Annotated in this window: 21 protein-coding genes and 1 pseudogene; 4 read left to right on the forward strand and 18 right to left on the reverse strand. The window is 38.0% G+C overall.

Features of this window, described 5'->3' with window-relative positions:
* Positions 1–71 precede the first annotated feature (71 nt).
* The 7 genes from AC6F34_RS04725 to accB all read right to left on the reverse strand — a co-directional run bounded on the left by AC6F34_RS04725 (position 72) and on the right by accB (position 5,881).
* On the reverse strand, positions 72–956 hold the full coding sequence (locus tag AC6F34_RS04725) for a polyprenyl synthetase family protein (protein WP_500769450.1): 885 nt from the start codon (positions 954–956) through the stop codon (positions 72–74).
* Positions 956–1,195 carry an exodeoxyribonuclease VII small subunit gene (locus AC6F34_RS04730; protein WP_500769452.1) on the reverse strand — a complete coding sequence of 80 codons (240 nt, stop codon included), beginning with the start codon at positions 1,193–1,195 and terminating at the stop codon, positions 956–958. The genes AC6F34_RS04725 and AC6F34_RS04730 overlap by 1 nt, the downstream gene beginning before the upstream one ends.
* Entirely contained in the window at positions 1,195–2,544 is a 1,350-nt protein-coding gene (xseA, locus tag AC6F34_RS04735) for an exodeoxyribonuclease VII large subunit (RefSeq protein WP_500769454.1), read from the reverse strand. Before xseA ends, AC6F34_RS04730 begins: the two co-directional genes overlap by 1 nt.
* Before the next feature lie 263 nt (positions 2,545–2,807).
* A complete protein-coding gene (nusB, locus tag AC6F34_RS04740; RefSeq protein WP_500769456.1) occupies positions 2,808–3,206 on the reverse strand; it encodes a transcription antitermination factor NusB in 399 nt (132 codons plus the stop codon).
* Positions 3,207–3,580: 374 nt separating this feature from the next.
* On the reverse strand, positions 3,581–3,991 hold the full coding sequence (locus tag AC6F34_RS04745) for an Asp23/Gls24 family envelope stress response protein (RefSeq protein ID WP_500769458.1): 411 nt from the start codon (positions 3,989–3,991) through the stop codon (positions 3,581–3,583).
* Between the two features lie 22 nt (positions 3,992–4,013).
* Positions 4,014–5,366, reverse strand: coding sequence for an acetyl-CoA carboxylase biotin carboxylase subunit (gene accC / locus AC6F34_RS04750; RefSeq protein WP_500769460.1), 1,353 nt, complete (start codon positions 5,364–5,366; stop codon positions 4,014–4,016).
* 11 nt (positions 5,367–5,377) lie between these two features.
* The gene (gene accB / locus AC6F34_RS04755; protein WP_500769462.1) at positions 5,378–5,881 is read right to left on the reverse strand and encodes an acetyl-CoA carboxylase biotin carboxyl carrier protein; all 504 of its coding nucleotides are present in this window, start codon (positions 5,879–5,881) and stop codon (positions 5,378–5,380) included.
* 603 nt (positions 5,882–6,484) lie between these two features.
* Between accB and AC6F34_RS04760 the strand changes: the two are divergent.
* Positions 6,485–6,877: pseudogene (locus AC6F34_RS04760) on the forward strand (transposase); the annotation flags it as partial.
* A 303-nt stretch (positions 6,878–7,180) separates the two neighbouring features.
* On the opposite strand, the gene AC6F34_RS04765 reads toward AC6F34_RS04760, so the two are convergent.
* Genes AC6F34_RS04765 through spoIIIAA form a run of 8 tightly spaced genes read right to left on the reverse strand, consistent with a single transcriptional unit; the run spans position 7,181 to position 12,396 of the window.
* Entirely contained in the window at positions 7,181–7,735 is a 555-nt protein-coding gene (locus AC6F34_RS04765) for a SpoIIIAH-like family protein (protein WP_500769464.1), read from the reverse strand.
* Positions 7,736–7,749: 14 nt separating this feature from the next.
* A complete protein-coding gene (spoIIIAG, locus tag AC6F34_RS04770; RefSeq protein WP_500769465.1) occupies positions 7,750–8,397 on the reverse strand; it encodes a stage III sporulation protein AG in 648 nt (215 codons plus the stop codon).
* Positions 8,390–9,013, reverse strand: a complete 624-nt coding sequence (spoIIIAF, locus tag AC6F34_RS04775) for a stage III sporulation protein AF (RefSeq protein ID WP_500769467.1) — start codon at positions 9,011–9,013, stop codon at positions 8,390–8,392. The genes spoIIIAG and spoIIIAF overlap by 8 nt, the downstream gene beginning before the upstream one ends.
* A gap of 18 nt (positions 9,014–9,031) precedes the next feature.
* Positions 9,032–10,240: a stage III sporulation protein AE gene (gene spoIIIAE / locus AC6F34_RS04780; protein WP_500769469.1), complete on the reverse strand. Its 1,209-nt coding sequence runs from the start codon at positions 10,238–10,240 to the stop codon at positions 9,032–9,034.
* Between the two features lie 52 nt (positions 10,241–10,292).
* Entirely contained in the window at positions 10,293–10,682 is a 390-nt protein-coding gene (gene spoIIIAD, locus AC6F34_RS04785; RefSeq protein ID WP_500770151.1) for a stage III sporulation protein AD, read from the reverse strand.
* A 16-nt stretch (positions 10,683–10,698) separates the two neighbouring features.
* The gene (gene spoIIIAC, locus AC6F34_RS04790) at positions 10,699–10,902 is read right to left on the reverse strand and encodes a stage III sporulation protein AC (RefSeq protein WP_500769471.1); all 204 of its coding nucleotides are present in this window, start codon (positions 10,900–10,902) and stop codon (positions 10,699–10,701) included.
* A gap of 49 nt (positions 10,903–10,951) precedes the next feature.
* Positions 10,952–11,467, reverse strand: coding sequence for a stage III sporulation protein SpoIIIAB (gene spoIIIAB, locus AC6F34_RS04795; protein ID WP_500769473.1), 516 nt, complete (start codon positions 11,465–11,467; stop codon positions 10,952–10,954).
* Positions 11,464–12,396, reverse strand: coding sequence for a stage III sporulation protein AA (gene spoIIIAA, locus AC6F34_RS04800; protein ID WP_500769475.1), 933 nt, complete (start codon positions 12,394–12,396; stop codon positions 11,464–11,466). Before spoIIIAA ends, spoIIIAB begins: the two co-directional genes overlap by 4 nt.
* A 187-nt stretch (positions 12,397–12,583) precedes the next feature.
* On the opposite strand from spoIIIAA, the gene AC6F34_RS04805 reads away from it, so the two are divergent.
* On the forward strand, positions 12,584–13,921 hold the full coding sequence (locus AC6F34_RS04805; protein WP_500769477.1) for an alkaline phosphatase: 1,338 nt from the start codon (positions 12,584–12,586) through the stop codon (positions 13,919–13,921).
* Between the two features lie 31 nt (positions 13,922–13,952).
* Positions 13,953–14,624, forward strand: a complete 672-nt coding sequence (locus AC6F34_RS04810; RefSeq protein WP_500769479.1) for an SIMPL domain-containing protein — start codon at positions 13,953–13,955, stop codon at positions 14,622–14,624.
* A 230-nt stretch (positions 14,625–14,854) separates the two neighbouring features.
* On the opposite strand, the gene efp is transcribed toward AC6F34_RS04810, so the two are convergent.
* From efp to AC6F34_RS04825, 3 genes are all read right to left on the reverse strand, one after another.
* Positions 14,855–15,412 carry an elongation factor P gene (gene efp, locus AC6F34_RS04815; protein ID WP_500769481.1) on the reverse strand — a complete coding sequence of 186 codons (558 nt, stop codon included), beginning with the start codon at positions 15,410–15,412 and terminating at the stop codon, positions 14,855–14,857.
* Between the two features lie 18 nt (positions 15,413–15,430).
* Positions 15,431–16,492 carry a M24 family metallopeptidase gene (locus AC6F34_RS04820; RefSeq protein WP_500769483.1) on the reverse strand — a complete coding sequence of 354 codons (1,062 nt, stop codon included), beginning with the start codon at positions 16,490–16,492 and terminating at the stop codon, positions 15,431–15,433.
* Between the two features lie 97 nt (positions 16,493–16,589).
* Positions 16,590–17,099, reverse strand: coding sequence for a YqhR family membrane protein (locus AC6F34_RS04825; RefSeq protein ID WP_500769485.1), 510 nt, complete (start codon positions 17,097–17,099; stop codon positions 16,590–16,592).
* Between the two features lie 221 nt (positions 17,100–17,320).
* Between AC6F34_RS04825 and AC6F34_RS04830 the strand changes: the two genes are divergently transcribed.
* Entirely contained in the window at positions 17,321–17,695 is a 375-nt protein-coding gene (locus tag AC6F34_RS04830; RefSeq protein WP_500769487.1) for an SA1362 family protein, read from the forward strand.
* Positions 17,696–17,877 lie beyond the last annotated feature (182 nt).

The following is a 17,877-nucleotide window of genomic DNA, read 5'->3' on the forward strand; positions in this document are numbered from 1 at the left end:
AGGCATTTCATTTTCCACAAGAAAAGACTGTTTTTGACAATGGTTACAGTTAAAATACTGAGTTGATTGGATCAGCTCGTTCTTAATGCGATTAAATCTGTAATTTCTTCTAACAAATATGTACGGAGTCCTGTCTGTTCAAGCGCTTTCTTAGCAGCTGTAACATGTTCCGATAAGGCATCCTTGGCACCTTCCATTGTTAAAAGAGATGGGTAAGTACTTTTTAGATTAGATTCGTCACTACCTACAGGTTTCCCAATTTCCTCTTCTGTTCCTTCTAAATCTAAAATATCATCGCGGATTTGAAACGCAAGGCCTATATGTTCAGCAAATGTGTTTAAAAGTTGAATTTGTTCATCCGTTGCCTCTGCAATGAACGCCCCTGAGAGAACACTACAAACGAGGAGCTTCCCCGTCTTATGACGGTGAATATATTCTAGTTCATTTAGGGACAAGGATTGATCTTCCCCTTCCATATCAGCAACTTGTCCACCAACCATTCCTTCAGCACCAGCCGCTTTGGAAACCTCTTGAATCAATTTCACTTTGACATGATCGTTTAGCATTGTACAATTGGCAATTGATTGAAAGCTATATGTTAACAGTGCATCCCCAGCTAAAATCGCATGAGCCTCTCCAAACACTTTATGATTTGTCGGTTTGCCACGGCGGAGGTCATCGTCATCCATGCTTGGAAGATCATCATGAATCAAGGAATATGTATGAATCATCTCAATCGCACTAGCCGTCGACAACCCTAGCTTCCCTTCCTTCTCAAAGGCATGTAAAGTTGCAAATAATAATAAAGGTCGAATTCGTTTGCCCCCTGCTTCTAAGGAATAAAGCATCGATTCTTTTAGTGCACTTGGAGCGTTTAATTTCACTACTTGTGCTCGCATATCCTCTTCAAGTATTTTTTTGTATTCTGTCATAAAATCATTAAGTACTGTATTCATCAACCTTGCTCCTCCTCACCTAACGTGAAGGGCTTGGTTTCTCCACTTTCCGTTACTATCTCCGTTAATTGCTCTTCCACATTTTTCAATTTAGTATGACAAATCTTTGATAGTTCCATACCCTTTTTATAAATATCAATCGCTTCTTCCAAAGGGACATCCCCTTCTTCAAGCTTTTCAACGATTTTCTCTAATTTCAACATTGCTTCTTCAAAAGAAAGTTTTTGTTCGTTCGACATCACAATTCCTCCTTCACACTCTTCACTTGGCAATCAGCCATCCCATCATTAAATTTTATCTGAATAGTTTCCTGTTCTTTCACATCTTTTACAGACTTAATGAGTTTTCCCTCTTCTTTATAGACTAAACTATAGCCTCTCTCCATAATTTTTAATGGACTCAATGCTTCAAGAGTAGACAATTTATAGACAAATTCCTTCTGTTTTGCTGAGAGAATGCTTTCAATTGAACGGTTCAATGCTTTCATCTGCTTTGTGTAAGCATCCACTGCTTGCTTTTGCATTTGTCCAGGGTGATTACGCAGTAAGCGGTGTTTTGTTGTTTTCCACTGCTCTTTCTTCAATATAAAGATTCGTTGGGACAATTTACGCAATTGTTCAGTATTTCGATCCACTTGCTCAAGCTTCTGCTCATAGAGCTTTTGAGGAAACCTAAATGCATATGATTTATCGATTCGAGCTAGTCTTTGTGAGGATGAGCTGACTTCTTCTTTGGTCGCACGAGTCAATCTCGTTTGATACTGCAGGATCCTTTCGGCTAAATCATCCACATGAGGGACAGCCATTTCCGCTGCAGCTGTAGGGGTTGGTGCCCGTAAGTCTGCTACAAAGTCTGCAATGGTAAAGTCCGTTTCATGTCCAACAGCTGAGATAAGCGGAAGTTCACTCTCAAAAATCGCCTTAGCAACAATTTCTTCATTAAATGCCCATAGTTCTTCAATCGAGCCTCCCCCACGGCCTACAATTAACACATCAACATCTTTCCGCAAATTTGCTTGTTGAATGGCATGTACAATTGCAGGAGCCGCTTGTTCTCCTTGAACAAGTGCTGGATATACTCGAATATGTGCGATTGGATACCTTCTTTTGATCGTTGTAATCACATCTCGAACTGCTGCACCTGTAGGTGACGTAATCACACCCACTGATTTTGGGTATTTCGGAATTCTTTTTTTATGGACTTGCGAAAAGAATCCACTAGTTTCCAATCTTTCCTTTAGTTGCTCGTAGGCCAAGTAAAGAGCACCAACTCCATCTGGCTCCATTTCTTTTACATAGATCTGATATTGCCCACTTTGTTCATAAACAGATATTTCTCCACGCAAAAGAACCTTCATCCCATTTTCAGGAGTGAATTTCATCGAACGGTTCTGTTTCGAGAAGAAAACAGCCAATATTCTTGACCGCTCATCTTTCAGTGTAAAATACATATGACCGCTTGAATGCTTTTTAAAGTTTGAGATTTCCCCTTTTACTGAAAGGTTTTGCAAATGCGGATCAACATCAAACTTTTTCTTAATATATTTGGTGAGTGCTGTTACTGTTAAATAACGAGAATGATTGTCCATCGAATTCTCCTTCTTTACCAATTCACTTTGTATGTATGGTTTGAGCTAATCTTCAATAATCCCTTCAGGCGTATAGCTTATCATCCTTATACTCTTAATCGATCTATTAGCAAAATACACAATCATCGACTTATGCCATGGTTTAAATTATATCGTACTAAAAATAAAAACTGCCCTTCTATTATAAATTTTGTTCTTGTTCCCGTCACGCATAAACTTGTACGATCATTTGGAACTCGAATTCTATAGGGCAGTTAAATGAATTATTCAGTTGTGATCTCGTCTTTTACTTTCGATAAAACACCGTTAATGAACTTACTTGATTTTTCATCTGCAAATTCTTTTGCAATTTCAATAGCTTCATCGATTACGACATTCGCAGGTACTTCTTCCGCTTGGTGATGAAGTTCATATACTGCTAAGCGAAGCAAGTTTCGATCTACAATTGCTAGTCGATCGATCGTCCATTTCTCCAAATACTTGGATATCTCTTGGTCGATCTCTTTTTGTTTTTGTTTTACACCGTGAACCAATGTCGTTAAATAAGCATCACTCTTCTTACCCTCTAACACATGTGTGATCACTTCATCGATGTCATTTTCATTTACATCCATATGGAACAGTGCTTGTAACGCCTTTTCCCTTGCTGTCCTTCTTTTCATTTTAAACATAAACTCCTTTAATCTATTCATTCCCTAAAGGGGAGCTATACTCGGTCAGAATACATAAGAAGATAATAGCACAAGTTCTCGTCATTCGCACTGTATCCCATCATATTTCTAAAAAATAATTGTTTTTCTTTCTGTTATATTTCACGAATTTAAGTTTAAATAAACAAATTTCAAAAAAACTTTCTCTTTGTAAGTGATGATCAGCTTATAAGTAGCATTAGAAAACACCACCTGCGATTATCGCTATAAGAGGACACTTTCTAGTGGAAGCACTACAGCTTTCAAAGAAAACAAATTCCGCTAAAAAACTTGTAGACAAAGTCAAAAATTGACTTTGTCTACATTCTCGTTCTTGTTTGCTTAACTTACATTTCTTCTTCGTATTCAGGCTCTTGTGCCTTTTGATTTTCAAATAATACGCCGACAACGTGAATATTTACTTCTGATGCTTCTAGAGCTGTCATATTTAAAAGCGCTTGGCGAATATTATCTTGGATTTTTTGGGCGACATGTGGGATTGAAATTCCGAATTTCATTAAGCAGTATATATCCACTTTAATGCCTTCTTCAGAAAGTTCAACCTTTACCCCTTTTCCGTGGTTTTTCTTTCCTAGCTTTTCAACTACTCCAGATGCAAAGTTTCCACGCATTTGGGCTACACCTTCAACTTCAGACGCCGCAATACCTGCGATTACTTCAATAACTTCTGGTGCAATTTCAACTTTTCCAAGACCAGCTTGATCATGATTCATTTCTAAAATATGATTTTCACTCACTATCATACACCTCCGATTATTCTTAGCTCCCCATTACATTGTGAAGCTCTAAAAACTTCGTATTAAACTGACCATCAACAAATGCTTCATGATTAAGTAGTTTAAGGTGAAACGGAATTGTTGTATGGACACCTTCAATGACAAATTCATCTAAAGCTCGCTTCATACGCGCGATGGCCTCTTCTCTAGTATCACCGTAGGTAATGACTTTTGCAATCATTGAATCGTAATAAGGAGGGATCACATATCCGGGATATGCTGCTGAATCTACTCTAACACCTAATCCACCGGGAGGCAAATACATCTCAATCCTACCTGCAGACGGCATAAAGTTCTTTTCTGGGTTCTCTGCATTGATTCTGCATTCAATCGACCAGCCATTATATTTAATATCCTCTTGCTTAAACACTAATGCCTCACCAGAAGCAACCTTAATTTGCTCTTTTATTAAGTCTACACCTGTAACCATTTCTGTCACTGGATGTTCTACTTGGATTCTCGTATTCATTTCCATGAAGTAAAATGATCGGTTGTGATAATCATAGATAAATTCAATCGTGCCCGCTCCAGTATATTGAACAGCTTCCGCCGCCTTAACAGCCGCATTTCCCATCTCTTCACGGGTTTCTCCATCAAGTGCTGGTGAAGGTGTTTCTTCTAACAGCTTTTGTAATCGGCGTTGGATCGAACAATCCCTCTCACCTAGATGAACAGTGTTTCCATGTGAATCTGCTAAAATTTGAATTTCGACATGTCTAAAGTCTTCAATATATTTCTCAATATACACACCAGGGTTACCAAAGGCAGTTAATGCTTCTTGTTGAGTAATCGAAATGCCTTTAATGAGTTCTTCCTCATTGCGGGCAACACGAATCCCTTTGCCTCCGCCACCAGCAGTTGCTTTAATGATGACTGGATATTCAATTTTTTTCACTAATTCAATCGCTTCATTAATCTCATTAATAATTCCATTAGACCCTGGTACAATTGGGACACCAGCTTGCTTCATTGTTTCTCTAGCAATATCTTTTGTCCCCATCTTCGAAATTGCTTCTGGAGATGGACCAACAAAGATAATGTTACACTCTCTGCATAGCTCAGCAAAATCTGCATTCTCTGCTAAAAATCCATATCCAGGGTGAATGGCGTCACATCCTGTTAACTTCGCAACACTGATGATGTTTGTAAAATTCAAATAGCTATCCTTGGAGGATGTTGGCCCAATACAATAAGCTTCATCTGCAAGCTGTACGTGCAGTGCCTCTTTATCTGCTTCTGAATAGACTGCGACAGATTCAATGCCCATTTCATGACAAGCACGAATAATACGCACAGCAATTTCGCCTCTATTTGCTATCAATAACTTTTTAATCATATGCTCGACTCCTATTCAGGCTTTACTAAAAATAATGGTTGGCCATACTCAACAAGCTGTCCATCTTCAACCAAGATTTCGACAATTTCACCTGTTACTTCAGCTTCAATCTCATTAAATAATTTCATTGCTTCTACGATACATACAACAGAATCTTTCTTTACATTTGAACCTACTTTTACATATGCGTCAGCATCTGGCGACGAAGATTGATAAAAAGTTCCAACCATTGGTGAAACAACTTTATGGAATTGGCTTGTGTCCACTGATTCTTTTACAGTCTCAACAGCGGCTTCTTTTTTCACTTCTACTTCCTGTGCGACAGGTTGAGCTGGTTGGACAGGAGCTTGAGCAACTGGTGCTGCAGCCTGTGGTGATTCGGCCTTTACAACAACCGTCTCATTTGTTTTCTTCTTCATTTTTATTTTTGAACCATCGTGTTCATAAGTAAATTCATCAATAGTTGATTGATCTACAAGTTTGATTAACTCTCTAATTTCTTGAACTTTTAACATTTCTTGCACCCCTGTTTCATTTAATGAATTGAGTTGAGATTTCTTTTCGCAAATAAAGAATAGAATCATACTTACGATATGGATCTCATTCAATAGCAAACAAAATTATGACTAGCTACTATAATCATACGATATAAGCTAATAATAGTTCAACCTTAGAATTTCTACCATTTATATTTCTTCTACATCAATAGGCAAAATCCTGTAAAATCATACATGATTTGATGAGAATAATGAGCGAAACACAGATAGCCTAGAGCTAGATAATTACTAAAATCGTATAGCTTTACAAACATATTGTATGATCAAACTTGTAAGAGAAATCATGAAAAAACTCGATCGTTACTCATACAAAAAAGCAACAGACTATCTGTTGCTTCAGACTGTAGACCTATTAAATTTAGTATGCCTACGGTCTTTCTTTGTTTAAAATTGAAGGAAAGATGTTGATTATCGCTTAAGGCGAATGCTTTCCGCGGGCATGGCGTGAGCCGCATCGTCGCTATCGCGACGCTTCAGTCTCACCTGCGACGCTTTCCCGCAGGAGTCATCGCCCTTCGCTCTAATTCATCTAATTTATACTTAATTTTGAGGTGAAGAAACTTGATGACTAAAAATCAAAATAATGACAGTGAACAATTAGAAGCTTTAAGTATAGAAGAACTTGTTCCCAAGGATCATTTAGTTCGGAAATTGGACGCTGCGATTGATTTTACTTTCATTTATCCTTCAGTGGAACACCTCTATTCTAATGTTGGGAGACCAAGTATCGATCCCGTTGTTTTATTTAAAATGACGTTTATTCAATATATGTTTGGTATCCGATCCATGCGTCAAACAATAAAAGAAATTGAAACTAATTTTGCTTATCGTTGGTTTTTAGGGTTTTGATTCTATTCAGAAGTTCCTCATTTTTCTACCTTCGGTAAAAACTGTGAGCGACGTTACCATGATTCAGCTATATTTGAACAGATTTTCTATCATATTTTAAGGGACTTAAAAAATTGTCTATGCAGGAGATGCTTACTTTTGCATCGATGAACTTGAAAAAGTTCGCCACATGGACTTGGAGAACAGCCTAATAAGACCGATGTACTCGAAGAGTACATCCATATTCGATCATAATCAGAGCATGTCTAACAAAAATATACAATTCAAGCGAACAAAAGAGATCGAGGAGGGTTTCTCTTATTATCAAAAAGTACTACGAAAAAAATATAGACAAAGTCGGAAATCGACTTTGTCTACAATCTCAAAGCAACGAATATCTGTTGCTTTTTCCTTAATTGCTTACCATTGTTATTCCGGTTGGAATTCCACTACTAACCCTTCAACCATGCCGAATTCCTTATGGACTTCACGTATGATTTCGTTTGCTGCTTTTGGAGTAGCGTCATTTGATTTTACTGTAATTAACACAGAACCGTTTGTTGCTCGTACGAGTGCATCTTCATAGTTCATAGATACAAGTAACAACTCTAGCATTTGTTCTTTGTTGTCATAATCATCTAATGTCTCAAGATCTTCTTTGGCAGCGTTGATTTCCTCTGCACTTAGATTTGTTGAACCAAGCGTTTCATTTAATTGCTCTCTTAACTTGCTACGCTCATCTTCCATTTGGAAACGAAGTTCTGCAAAACGATCGTCACCTAATGGAGTAGTTGATACTTCATTTCCGTCTTCATCTTTCGTTTGCTCTTTTTCATCATTATCTGCTGCTTGTTCTTCTGTATCAGCATCTAATCCTGCAAGATTGTTAGCGCTGTTTGGATCAGACGTAATATAGTAAATTGTGAGTACGACAACTAAGCTAAGCATTGTTAATAACCAGACTGTTTGTTTTTTTAATAACATGATAAGATTCCTCCTTATGATTGCTTTGGTAATACAGCGACACGATGGACTGGAATATCCAACGCCTTCGTCACTGCTTCCCTAATCATTTTTTTTACTTGTACATTTTCTGCACCTTTTGCAACGACTAATACCCCACGGACTGTCGGTTTTTTCACTTCGGTTACGATCGGAGCCTCATTGTTTCCATTACGTAAAATAACGAGTTGTTCTTCTGTGGATGTATCTGTTACCTTACGCTGACCACCTTCTCGATCTGCCTCTTCTGTTGTTTGTACTTGCGTTGTTGTATTTTTTTCGAGCACTTGCTTCTCCGTTGCGTCTATATTTACAACTACCTTCACATCGCTAACACCAGTGATCATATCAAGCGCTTCTTTTATTTGAGCTTCATACTCTCTTTCATAATCTGATATAGCACCATTTCCTTGCTGCTTCTGTCCAAAGGTTTCCACATCAGAATTCACTGTTGAGCCCTCATCATTGCTTTGAATAGTACTCTGCGAAGGTGACTTTTCATTAGAAAACAATCCATTAACAAGCATAAACGCCACACCAGCTAAAACGACGATGATAAAGTAATTGAATTTTTTCTTCTTCGGATCATCTGAGCCCCCAGGAAGAAGCCCTTTCAACCATGATTCTTTCTCTTTTTCACCCATTCGACCTTGCGAACCTCCCTTCAACCATTACATCGATTACTTGTACATCTACTTCCCAACTTTTTGAAAGCAGCGCAGTGATTTCTTCAATGTCCTTTTCTTGTGATGGAGTGGAAGTAGAATCCCGATTATCCATAATTCGAACCGGTTTTACGACTTCAACCACATCCTCCTTTGCATTCGTTAATTGCACCATCACATGCTTCAAAGTCGGAAGTTGGTTCTCATCTAGTTCACCTAATTCAATTCTTATGTCCGCAATCTGTAAATCGTATTGATTCATCAACTCCTCCTGCACACCTTCTTTCAGGTGGACAATCATTGTTTCTTCAATATATGCATCAGTTGAAGCTTGTATTTCTTTTTTTTGCAATTCTATTTGATTTTCTATATTTTTTTCATCTACCGCTTCGTAAGTTGGCATATTTTTAAACGCTTGTTCAAAGTCTGAAGTGATAAATTTTAATAGTGGGGTTAAAATAATCGCAATTAATAAAAGGCCAATCACCATTTTCGAATACTTTTGAAGCTTAGAATTAGGAAGAAGCATATCAATAACAGTCGCTAGTAAAATAAAAATAATGATGCTAGTAATCCATTCTTTTAAAAATTCCATTCCCTCGTAACCTCCTCTCTAACGAACCATTAACGTTAAATTTCCGGCAGCAATGATGACTGTCAAACTGAGAAAGAACATAAACGAAACAATCGCTAACGCTGCAAAAACAAACAGGATGTTTTGACCAATTATGTCCAAACATTTTATAATTGGTCCGCCTCCTAAAGGTTGTAGAATCGCACTTGCAAACTTATAAATGAATGAAACCATCAATATCTTTAATGCAGGAAAAGCTGCAACGATAATTAAAATAACGACACCTGCAATTCCTACTGTGTTTTTTAATAAAACAGATGCACTAATGACCGTATCAGTAGCATCTGTAAACATTCGTCCGACAACAGGGATAAAATTACCGGTTATAAATTTAGCTGTGCGGAGCGTCACCCCATCTGTTATCGCAGTAGATGCCCCTTGTACTGAGATCACCCCAAGGAAAACGGCCATAAACACACCCAATAAACCAATGCTCCAATTACGCAGCATATTGGCCAATTGGGTGACTTTATATTGTTCTGACATCGTGCTAACCATGCTTAATAATGTCGACAAAAAGAGCATAGGCAGAACGATGAATTGAATAAGAATTCCGCTCGTATTCATTAAAAATAAAATTACTGGATGGAAGAATGCTGCTGAAACAACCCCGCCCGAGGTTACAATGAGTGCAAGCAATACAGGGATTAATGCCATGATGAACGAGATCATCGTTTCGATCGTGCTAAGCGTATATTGAATGACGACGTTAAAGCTATTCAAAGCTAAGATCACGAGCACCATGAACACTATCGAATAAGCGACCTTGCTGATTGTGCTCTGTTCAAAGGCATTTTGAAGAGATTGCAAAAACATGCTAAATACTGCAAGTAATAGCAAGGTTCCTAGTAGCTTTCCATTTACTAAAAATTCATGAAAGATAAACTTCGTAATGCCACCAGCCCAATCTTGGAACGAAAATTCCTTCTCGCCACTGATAAAGTCGTATAAACTTCCTTTCTGGCTTTCAGGAAGAAAACCACCGTATTCTGTACTAATCTCTTCCCAGAATTCTTTTAGCTCATCTATGTTTAAGGAGCGTAATTGCTTGTCTAAAAATTCTTCTGTAAGAGTATTTGTCCCCTCTTCCGTTGTAATTGTTTCTGCAGATGCCTGTCCAATTGGAGCGTAAAAAAACGAGAGAATATAGAATATTGCCATTAGCCCTAGTACAGTTTTTAGCTTCATGTTTACACCTCATTTACATAACAGGATCATTTTCATAAACGCTCTCTATTTCTTATGAAGGGATCATCTGCATAATGGTCTCTATTAGAACGGTCAGGATTGGAATGGCCATAGCAAGAATAAGGATTTTTCCAGCGAGTTCAATTTTAGAAGCAAGCGCTCCTTGTCCAGCATCCTTCGTAATTTGTGAAGCAAACTCAGCAATATAGGCAATTCCGATAATCTTTAATATCGTTTCGAGATAAACCATATTTACATTTGCGTTTACCGCTATTTTTTCGATCATTGTGATAATTGCTTGAATTTGATCGATTAATGAAAGAAAAATTGTGCAGCCAACAAATACGATGATAAAGAAGGCAAAATTCGGCTTTTGCTCCTTTACGATTAAAACAACAAAGGTTGCGACTAAGCTAATCCCAATAACTTGTAGAATTTCGATAAGTCATCCCCTCCCTCTAGTGGAATAGGAAAACAGATTTAATCTTTTGAAATAAGTTATCTACAACTGATGCAACCATGAACAAGATGTAGATAAAGCCAAATAAAGTTACCCATTGTGCATATTCTTTTTTCCCAACTTGATCTAAGATTGTGTGTAAAAAGGCAACGACAATTCCAACTCCGGCAATTTTAAAAATAATATCGACTTCTAGGCCCATACTCTTCTCCTCCTAATGTATCTCTCCATTTCAATTGCATTGGGATTGCTTAAATCAATAAGATGATGATGAGTAGCCCAGAAAGAAAGCCGAGGCTTTTAACCATCCTTTCATACTTTACTTGCTTATCATTCGCATCCTCTACTTCCCTTTCTAAATGCGTCATTGCAAGGAAGATTTGTTTTTGTTGTGAATGCCGATCATGCCTGCCAAGTGTTTCACCAAATTGCTTCATTACCTCATATTCACCTTGCTTCAACGCGGTTTTCTTCCAAACTTTATTCAAGCTTTCTTCCCACGCAGCTTTGGCTGTCGTTTCTGTCGTCGTTAGCAAGGAGGCAAAGTGAGCAAACATCTCTGATATTGGTCCGTCTAATTGAGCCGCAAGCCTTCTAGCCGCTTCATGCAATGGCGTGTGACCATACATAATCTCTGCCTCTAGTGACTGTAAAGAAGCTTTTAATTGTTTAAGCTGTCTCGGTCGTAAATTCAAGGATTTTGAGATTTCAAATCCTGCCCACGTACTTGCTGTTAAAATGATGATCGCCCCAATTATTTGCATCATCGATTCAAGTACAACTCCTTTTTTTGTAAAAGGTGACCGCTCTCATTTCGAATGGCGCGAATGAAACCAGGGCCACTTTTTCTACCAATCTCTATATATCGCTGAAAAACCCCTTCATTAAGGATGTCATGTAAAATAGGGCGGCGTTTCACTTCCTCTAAGGAATTTCCATGCGTTGTCATCATTAGCTTAATTCCGGCATTAACAGCCTCACGGATTGCTAACGCATCATCGCTTGATCCAATTTCGTCAACGATGAGAACATCCGGACTCATTGAACGAATCATCATCATCATTCCCTCAGCCTTCGGACATGCGTCTAGCACATCAATTCGATTACCAAATGTCATTTGTGGAACACCTTTTACACTGCCAGCAATTTCTGATCGCTCATCAACGATGCCTACTTTTTTCGCACGGAACTTTCCCTGATCATCGCCACTAGAAATGACTCGAGCTAAATCTCTTAATAGTGTCGTTTTCCCCGACTGTGGTGGTCCAATAATCATCGTGTGAAGCCAGTTGTCCTCAAAGATTGATGGAAGAATGTGCTCAGCTATTCCAATTTGTTCACGAGCAATTCGAATATTAAATGAAGAAAGATCGCGTATTGCCTTAACTCGTCCATTTTCAAGGACGACTTTTCCAGCTAGACCGACTCGGTGCCCACCCTCAACCGTAATATATCCTCTTCTCAATTCTTCATCGAGTGTATAAATTGAATGGTTGCTTAACTTATTTATTAGTTGAATCGTGTCTTCAGAGGTTATCTTATATGAGTGCAAAAAGAAGGAATTTCCCTTCACAATAAATTCCATCGGTCGATGAATCCGAATTCTAATTTCTTCTAAACCATCTATTCGGCTTGATGGGATTTGTTCGATTTGATCGACTATTTTTTTTGGCAATAAAGCAAAAATTGAGTGCAAGAACGATTCCTCCTCCTTTCCCTTCAAAACAACAAAATTGTGGACTAGCACATCATTCAATAAAATGTATGCCTGTTCTACTTCATTCATGACCGCAAAAGATAATTCGTTTACACTTGCTGTCATATTCTATTAAAAGTAATACTTTTTAATTTAAGAACAAATAGTAAGAGTAGGAGGGATAAATTTGAAAAAGCTACTCTTTTTATGTTTGCTTATGACAATTGTAAGTGGCGCCCCTAATGAGACTATTGCTGCAAAAGTAAGAAATGTTATTTTATTTGTTGGCGATGGGATGGGCCTAGGTCAAATGGAAATTGCACGGATAATGGAGTATGGAAAGGAAGGACGACTTACGATTGAATCGATGCCACACACAGCACTTGTTCATACATATTCTGCGAATCAAATTGTGACGGATTCAGCAGCTGCAGGTACAGCAATAGCGACTGGGTTTAAAACGAATAATGGCATGATTGGGGTTCTTCCAAATGGCCAAGAGGTTGATAGTGTATTAGATGCCTTTAAGCGCACTGGTAAAAAGACGGGCATTATTTCAACAAACGCAATCACAGATGCAACTCCTGCCGCATTTTCGGCAAGTGTAAACAATCGTTGGGACGATCAGCAACAAATCGCAAAACAGCAGATTAACAATAAAATTGATGTCATTCTTGGGGGAGGAAAACGGTTCTATCCACCAGCACTCATTAAATATGCAGCATCATTGGGCTATGAATTTGTACAAACAAAAAAGGAAATGGAGTCTGTAAAAGGAAAGAAAACGCTCGGTTTGTTTGCTGATAAACATTTTGAGTTTAGATTAGACTTAAAGAAAGGCTCTTCACAACCTTCATTAAAGGAAATGACCGCTAAGGCAATTGAACTTTTAGATAATGAAGAGGGCTTTTTTCTATTAGTAGAGGGCGCACGGATTGACCATGCCTCTCATGCTGGAGATATGACAAGCCTTTGGAAGGAAGTAATTGATTTAGATGAGGCCGTTCACTATGCTAGATCATGGAGCAAGGAAAACAGTAATACCCTAATTCTCGTTGCTGCAGATCATGAAACGATGGGCATTTCCGCAACCGAGCCAATCAAGCTTGAATCATTAAAACAGGTAAGCCAATCCACGCATTATATGGCAGAAAAATTAAAAGAAGATTCTGGAGAGAAAGCCTACACAGTTGATAGCATTGGACGGACTTTACGTACATACGCTAATATGAACGTAGATAAACACAAAATTGCCACGCTTACAAAACGTCTAAATGATGCAAAAGCAAATGTGTATACAGAGTTTAAAATTGATTGGGAAATCGGAAGTTTTATCGCTGAACAATATGAAGTTGGTATTGAATCAAAGGAAATTAGGAGCAACAGCTCAACTGGTGGTCATACAAGCAATCCTATCGCATTGTTTGCTGAAGGCAATGGAGCTGAGTCATTTCATGGATTCCTCGATAATACCGACATCCCTAAAATCATTGCCAAATTAGCAGATTTACGTTTAAATGAGTAAAAACAATGATGAAATTAGGAGGAGATGTGCAATGTATTTTCAACCTACCTATAGAAAAACCGGAGGAGACGCCCAGCTTAAAACTCCTAAGATCTCTGTATACGGCAATGGTGAGGTATCTGTCCAACCTGATCAAGCAATGATTACAATCGGTTATACGAATCAAGGAAAGAGCTTACAAGAACTTCAAGCACAAACGAGTCAAATCATTGCAAATATAGTTCAATCACTAAAGAAACTAGGAATTCCCGATGAACATATCCAAACAACTAGATTTCAAATTTCTCCACAATATGATTATATTGACGGCAAGCAAGTTTTCCGAGGTTATTCAATCGATTATTTGCTTACAGTTACCATTTCTGATGTGCACCAAACCGGATTAGTCGTGGACACAGCTCTTGAAAATGGGGCTAATCGAGTAGAAAATATTTCATTCACCGTTTCAAATCCAAGCGAGCATTATCAACATGCGCTTAACTTAGCTGTAGAGGATAGCATAAAAAAAGCGAGAACCATTGCCACTAGCTTAAACGTGCAACTCGTGAAAACGCCCATTCACATTTCAGAGTTAGCAAATGATCGTCAACCAGTATTTCCAATGCAAACACTCGCCTTCTCAAAGGCAGATCAAATGCCAATTGAACCAGGCAGTCAAACAATTAAAGCAAATGTGCATGCGGACTTCTATTATACAAAGTAAGGTTAGAACATCAAACCACTATACTATTCTTCTGTTAATAAAAAATCCTCTTCTTTCCATAACGGAAAGAAGAGGATTTTTTGCTGATCAATGCGTTTACACTACTCTATATGTCTAGTTTCAACGCATAGCCCCTCGAGGTCATAAGCCAAAGCCCTCCTGAAATCAGGATTTCTTTCGGTCTTTGGCTTATGCTTGTCTGGGCTGTTCAATGCGTTTACACTTTTCTATTACGCACGTGATACGTAAGAGCTGTCTGTTGTATTTACGATTAATACATCGCCTTCGTTGATAAAGAATGGTACCTGAACGGATAGGCCAGTTTCTAAAATCGCTGGTTTTGTTCCACCAGAAGCTGTATCACCTTTAATTCCTGGCTCTGTTTCAACTACTTTTAACTCTACTGTGTTAGGCAATTCAATTCCAATTGTTTCACCATGGTAAAGCATGATTTGCACTTCCATGTTTTCTTTTAGGAATTTTAATTCATATTCAATAGCCGTTGCTGGTAATTCAATTTGCTCATACGATTCGTTATCCATGAATACATGTTGATCAGCATTTGCATACAAGTATTGCATTCTACGGTTATCGATTTGTGCTTTTCCAACTTTCTCTCCAGCACGGAACGTTTTTTCTTGAATCGCACCTGTACGTAAATTACGAAGTTTAGAACGTACGAAAGCCGCTCCTTTTCCAGGCTTGACATGTTGGAAATCCATTACACGCCAAATCCCGTTATCTACTTCAATTGTTAAACCTGTGCGAAAATCGTTTACTGAAATCATACAGTAATCCTCCCAAAATTAAAGAATAATCAACTCTTTCGATGAGAATGTCAACGTTTCATTTCCATCCTCTGTAATGATCGTATCATCTTCGATGCGAACTCCACCTAACCCCGGAATATAAATTCCAGGCTCCACAGTTACTACCATTCCTGGTTGTAGAACAACCTCAGATTTACTTGATAAGCCAGGGCCTTCATGAACTTCCAACCCAATGCCGTGACCAGTAGAATGGCCAAAGTATTCGCCGTAACCATTCTCTGTTATGTAGTCTCTTGTTAGTGCATCTGCTTCTCTTCCAGTTAATCCTGGTTTAATTCCATTCATTCCTCTTAGTTGCGCTCCAAGCACCACATCATAAATGTCTTTTAACTTTTGATCTGGTTCTCCTACAGCAACTGTTCTCGTCATATCTGAAACATAACCGTTGTAATATGCACCAAAGTCTAGTGTTAGGAAATCTCCTTTTTCAATGACTTTATCACTTGCAACACCGTGTGGATAAGCTGAACGATAACCAGATGCAACGATCATATCAAAGGATGAAGACGTAGCACCTTGCTTTCTCATGAAAAATTCCATTTCATTCGCAACTTCAAGCTCTGTTTTACCAGCTTGAATGAATGTCAATATATGCGAAAACGCATCATCAGCAATCTTCGCTGCTTCCTTTAATATCTTAATCTCTTGGGCATCCTTAATCAAGCGTAATTTTTCAACTAAGCCAGAAACAGGAACTAGCTCAGCATCAACTGCTTGTTGATAGGATAAGAATGCAGCATAAGCAAGGTGATCCTGTTCAAAACCTAACTTCTTAATGCCTAAATTCTTCACTTGTGTAGCTACTTCGTTTGGAATCGAACCAGTATGCTGAACAATCTCATATCCTACACACTGCTTTGCTGCTTGTTCTGTATAGCGGAAGTCAGTAATAAATAACGCTCTGTCCTCACTAATGAGCACAACCCCTGCAGACCCAGTAAAGTTCGCCATATATCTTCTGTTGTATGCACTTGTAATTAATAAACCATCAATACCAGCTTCTTTAAAGCCAGCTCTTAACTTATCAATTTTCCCCATGTTCATTCTCTCCTTCACCAATAAACTTCCATTATCATCTTGATATGATATAAGGCTATTCTATCACAGAATCCTTCATTTACACATATTCGTGTTCCTAAATACGTGCAGCCTTCTCTTTTTCTTTTCTCTTATTAATTTCACTTTGCTCAAACGAAATCGAAAACCCTATAAATACACCGTACAAAATATATAAACATGCATTTGTTATCAACGTATTCAATTCCATCTCAAGTAAAGGTGGGATTGTTGGAAACAAAGGGTTTAACACCAAAAAGACAGCGCCATAGAGAATGGCTCCAAATAGGGCACCAATCCAAATTGAAGGAAATCTTCTTAAAGTAAAGTAATATGCAAATGCCACACCTACAGAAATTGCACCAATTAGAAGAATGGATACAACCACTCCTAACCAGCCGTCCTTCCAGTCCCCCATTGTCCAACGATCAAGAATAATTCCAGGACTAATGGTCGTGAATGAAAACAAATGTGCTAAGTAGCCGAGCCCACTCCAAAATACACCTCCAAAAAAGCCCGTAATTGCTGTTAGCATTATAAATGACATCGGTTTATCTTTGTCGTTTTGCTCAAGTTGTTCTTGTCCCATATTTTGACCCCTTCCCATTTATCAGATAAAATTAGGATGAGAAAATTTATACCTATTCATGCATCAAATCTCAATGACGATTTATAAGTGGAGGTTTTTTTCTTATTTTGTAGAAATAATAAAAACGAAATTATTTTCCTAATAATGAATATCTTATGTTGTTCTGGAAAAAATAGATTGAGATAAAAAGATTTATTCATTTAAAAAGGAGGTGGCTTTGAATGAAGAATCAAATCGTAAAATATAGCGTTCTTGGTGTGATTGCGATCGGACTTGTAAGCTTACTCTACTACGTTGTTTCTGAGCCACTTAGTTTCATAAAATATATACTTATGATTGGGGCATTTGTTGGGGTAATTTATTTATTAATAACAAGACTCGGCGGTTCTGGCAAATCTTCCAACACAGATCAGCGTGCGTATTTAAAAGCTGCGAAAAGATCAAAAAAACGTTTCCAGCAAGGCTCAACTGCGCAAATAAAGAAAACAAACCAAGCAAGTCTTACATCAATTAAAAAGCCGAAAACGAAATCAACTGCGCAACTAACAGTTATCGAAGGAAAAAAGAACAAAAAAAGAAATCGAGCTTCCTTCTGATGCGAGAGCTTTACACTTTTATCAATGAAAAAGACCATTTTTCTCACTATCAAGTCGAGGGAATGGTCTTTTTTGTATGATTGTACAATGAAAGGCTCGTGCTCATCGTTTTCTAGATCTCTTGCAAAGTTTAACATTCCTTTGTTATAAAGGAATAAACTAGATGCAACTTTTTAAAGGTG

It is taken from the genome of Niallia sp. CD-39 (genome assembly GCF_059874745.1).

What these genes read in the sequence shown, in the direction of transcription:
- AC6F34_RS04765 (WP_500769464.1), bottom strand. Translation starts at nt 7,735, where the DNA reads ATGTTATTAAAAAAACAAACAGTCTGGTTATTAACAATGCTTAGCTTA.
- AC6F34_RS04810 (WP_500769479.1), top strand. Translation starts at nt 13,953, where the DNA reads ATGTATTTTCAACCTACCTATAGAAAAACCGGAGGAGACGCCCAGCTT.
- accC (WP_500769460.1), bottom strand. Translation starts at nt 5,366, where the DNA reads ATGATTAAAAAGTTATTGATAGCAAATAGAGGCGAAATTGCTGTGCGT.
- accB (WP_500769462.1), bottom strand. Translation starts at nt 5,881, where the DNA reads ATGTTAAAAGTTCAAGAAATTAGAGAGTTAATCAAACTTGTAGATCAA.
- spoIIIAB (WP_500769473.1), bottom strand. Translation starts at nt 11,467, where the DNA reads ATGATGCAAATAATTGGGGCGATCATCATTTTAACAGCAAGTACGTGG.
- efp (WP_500769481.1), bottom strand. Translation starts at nt 15,412, where the DNA reads ATGATTTCAGTAAACGATTTTCGCACAGGTTTAACAATTGAAGTAGAT.
- AC6F34_RS04820 (WP_500769483.1), bottom strand. Translation starts at nt 16,492, where the DNA reads ATGGGGAAAATTGATAAGTTAAGAGCTGGCTTTAAAGAAGCTGGTATT.
- spoIIIAE (WP_500769469.1), bottom strand. Translation starts at nt 10,240, where the DNA reads ATGAAGCTAAAAACTGTACTAGGGCTAATGGCAATATTCTATATTCTC.
- nusB (WP_500769456.1), bottom strand. Translation starts at nt 3,206, where the DNA reads ATGAAAAGAAGGACAGCAAGGGAAAAGGCGTTACAAGCACTGTTCCAT.
- spoIIIAG (WP_500769465.1), bottom strand. Translation starts at nt 8,397, where the DNA reads ATGGGTGAAAAAGAGAAAGAATCATGGTTGAAAGGGCTTCTTCCTGGG.
- AC6F34_RS04730 (WP_500769452.1), bottom strand. Translation starts at nt 1,195, where the DNA reads ATGTCGAACGAACAAAAACTTTCTTTTGAAGAAGCAATGTTGAAATTA.
- spoIIIAF (WP_500769467.1), bottom strand. Translation starts at nt 9,013, where the DNA reads ATGGAATTTTTAAAAGAATGGATTACTAGCATCATTATTTTTATTTTA.
- spoIIIAC (WP_500769471.1), bottom strand. Translation starts at nt 10,902, where the DNA reads ATGGGCCTAGAAGTCGATATTATTTTTAAAATTGCCGGAGTTGGAATT.
- xseA (WP_500769454.1), bottom strand. Translation starts at nt 2,544, where the DNA reads ATGGACAATCATTCTCGTTATTTAACAGTAACAGCACTCACCAAATAT.
- AC6F34_RS04725 (WP_500769450.1), bottom strand. Translation starts at nt 956, where the DNA reads ATGAATACAGTACTTAATGATTTTATGACAGAATACAAAAAAATACTT.
- AC6F34_RS04830 (WP_500769487.1), top strand. Translation starts at nt 17,321, where the DNA reads ATGAAGAATCAAATCGTAAAATATAGCGTTCTTGGTGTGATTGCGATC.
- AC6F34_RS04825 (WP_500769485.1), bottom strand. Translation starts at nt 17,099, where the DNA reads ATGGGACAAGAACAACTTGAGCAAAACGACAAAGATAAACCGATGTCA.